The organism is Dietzia sp. HMSC21D01 (assembly GCF_001815995.1).
Lineage (GTDB): Bacteria > Actinomycetota > Actinomycetes > Mycobacteriales > Mycobacteriaceae > Dietzia > Dietzia cinnamea.
Genome location: NZ_KV823698.1, coordinates 1 through 2,018, shown reverse-complemented (window position 1 = coordinate 2,018; position 2,018 = coordinate 1). Strand labels below are relative to the sequence as shown.

Below are 2,018 nucleotides of genomic sequence, written 5' to 3'. Positions count from 1 at the left end.
CCGCGGTCTCTCGCGGCGGCCACCGTCGCCGCGCCGGCCGCGCCTCCGCAGCCGCGCTTGAGCGCGTGCGCCATCAGCGCCATCTTCGACTTGGTCTCCTCGCGACCCCGCGCCAGTCGGGCCAACAGCCGGATGGCCCGCGACTCCGGCTCGGGCCCGGCGGCAGCCGCCAAGGCCGCCGAGGTCACTACGGCCGCCGTGACCTGCCCACCCCGCGCCAGTGTCGACCGCACCATGGCCTGCCGGATGATCGCGCGGCTGGCCGGCGACCTGCCCGCGTTCGAGTCACGGTTCGGCCGGACCCGCCGCGCCTATGACCCGCTGCCGGTGCTCGCCGAGGTCGTCGCGGGCGCGGCGATCTTCCGGCTCCTCGTCAGTCGCGACGCCGCGCTGGACGAACAGTGGGTCGACGAGGTGACCGCGCTCATCACCGAGCGGTGGCCGGGGCGCGTCAGGAGTTGGCGATCGCCAGAATGATCCACACCGGCAGCCAGAGCCCGAACGTCACGATCGTCAGGACCAGGTGCAGCGCGTGGTTGACCCGCCTCGCCGGGGCGCCGTGCACGTAGACGGTCTGCTGCATCGGCGGGTAGCCGAACTGCTGCGGATACGGGCCCTGCTGGAACTGCGGCGGGGGCACGTGCAGATGCTGCGGGATGTACGGGTCGCCGTACCCGTAGGGCGAGGGCGCCCCGTACGGCGCGGCCGGCGGCATGCCGTAGGGGAAACCGCCCTCGTGGGCCAGCGGCTCGGCCGGTCGCCCGTAGGGCTGGGGCTCGGCTGGCCGCGCGAACGGCTGGTGGTCGACTGGCCGCCCGTAGTGCTGGGGCTCCGACGGTGGGGAGTAGGGCTCCGGCTGACGGTGCCCCGAGTAGCGCTCGACGCTCTCGGCGGTCGGCAGGCGCTCGGTCGGGAACTGCTCGCCCGGGAACTGCTCGGTCGCGGCCCGGTCATCGGAGAACCGTTCCGCCGGGTACGACGCCGTGGGGAACTGCTCGGTGGGGTTCAGGTGGTCCGGCAGCGCCGAGCGGTCCCGGTCGTCGTGGCCGCCCTCGGTCCACGGCCCGTCCTGCCGCCGCGGGTACTGCTCGTTCATGGTGACTCGATTCGAGACTCGGGGCCGGGTGGGACTCCCACCAACATAACCCCCGCCGCCGCATGTTCACGCCGTGCGGACCGAAGATCCGGGTCAGGATCAGGGTCACCCCGACCCCCGTCACGCGCGCCTCGGGGAACAACCCGGGCCCGCCACCCATCCCGACGCGGGAGGACTCCGAATCCCTGACAGACGCGAAAGACGGGAGGCCCCACCATGAGCACTCTGACCACGATCACCACGTCCCTGACCGGCGCCGTAGCCGCCGCGGAGCTGGACGCCGGTGCCGCCCTGCTCACGAACACCACCTGGATGCTGCCCGCCCTGTTCACGCTCATGGTCTTCGTGGGCGTGGTCGTCGCGGTCCGGCTCATCAGCGGACCGGGCGCACGCCCCTTCACCGCCCGCGCCCGCGCTCAGGACCCGGCGCCCACCCCGCAACCCGCCTCGTATGAACTCCGCGCCCCCGATCGTGCCGTCGCCGAGGCGACACGCGGACTGACCCGCTCGCACGACTCCTGAACCCCCTCCGGGGAGGTCGAGCTCGTCGTCGTCGTCATCCACGCCGCCCGGTGAGCGAGTAGATGCGCAATGGCCGCGGTGTGTGGGCACGGCGTGCGCGGGAGGCGTGGTGGACCAGTGCGACGATGAGCGCATGGCGAAGAAGGACAAGCGGTTCGAGAAGATCCACTCCGAGTCGGTCGGGTTCGGCGGGCGCCTCGAGATCCTGCGCGACAGCCGGACCGGCGTCTGCTACCTGTGGCGCAACGACGGCACCGGCGGGGGCTGACCCCGCTGCTGGACGCGCAGGGTCGGCCCCTCCAGGAGCACGCGCTGTAGGCAGTCCGCGCCGCAGCGCCGCAGCGCTCTACCCGCGCTGGTCAGCGCCGGTTCAGCCGCCGCAGGCGCCGTCGCGGGGCGC

Annotated in this window: 3 protein-coding genes and 1 pseudogene; 3 read left to right on the top strand and 1 reads right to left on the bottom strand. The window is 73.2% G+C overall.

Features of this window, described 5'->3' with window-relative positions:
* Positions 1–477, top strand: a pseudogene (locus HMPREF3086_RS19415) (hypothetical protein); the annotation flags it as partial.
* On the opposite strand, the gene HMPREF3086_RS18305 reads toward HMPREF3086_RS19415, so the two are convergent.
* A complete protein-coding gene (locus tag HMPREF3086_RS18305) occupies positions 452–1,096 on the bottom strand; it encodes a hypothetical protein (RefSeq protein WP_070719959.1) in 645 nt (214 codons plus the stop codon). The pseudogene HMPREF3086_RS19415 and the gene HMPREF3086_RS18305 sit on opposite strands and share 26 nt — an antisense overlap.
* A gap of 216 nt (positions 1,097–1,312) precedes the next feature.
* On the opposite strand from HMPREF3086_RS18305, the gene HMPREF3086_RS02250 reads away from it, so the two are divergent.
* Together HMPREF3086_RS02250 and HMPREF3086_RS02245 are read left to right on the top strand one after the other, a co-directional pair.
* Positions 1,313–1,618: a hypothetical protein gene (locus tag HMPREF3086_RS02250; RefSeq protein WP_070719956.1), complete on the top strand. Its 306-nt coding sequence runs from the start codon at positions 1,313–1,315 to the stop codon at positions 1,616–1,618.
* A 133-nt stretch (positions 1,619–1,751) separates the two neighbouring features.
* Complete coding sequence (locus tag HMPREF3086_RS02245; RefSeq protein ID WP_246830860.1) at positions 1,752–1,886, top strand: DUF6440 family protein; 135 nt, start codon at positions 1,752–1,754, stop codon at positions 1,884–1,886.
* Positions 1,887–2,018: the final 132 nt, after the last annotated feature.

What these genes read in the sequence shown, in the direction of transcription:
- HMPREF3086_RS18305 (WP_070719959.1), bottom strand. Translation starts at nt 1,096, where the DNA reads ATGAACGAGCAGTACCCGCGGCGGCAGGACGGGCCGTGGACCGAGGGC.
- HMPREF3086_RS02250 (WP_070719956.1), top strand. Translation starts at nt 1,313, where the DNA reads ATGAGCACTCTGACCACGATCACCACGTCCCTGACCGGCGCCGTAGCC.
- HMPREF3086_RS02245 (WP_246830860.1), top strand. Translation starts at nt 1,752, where the DNA reads ATGGCGAAGAAGGACAAGCGGTTCGAGAAGATCCACTCCGAGTCGGTC.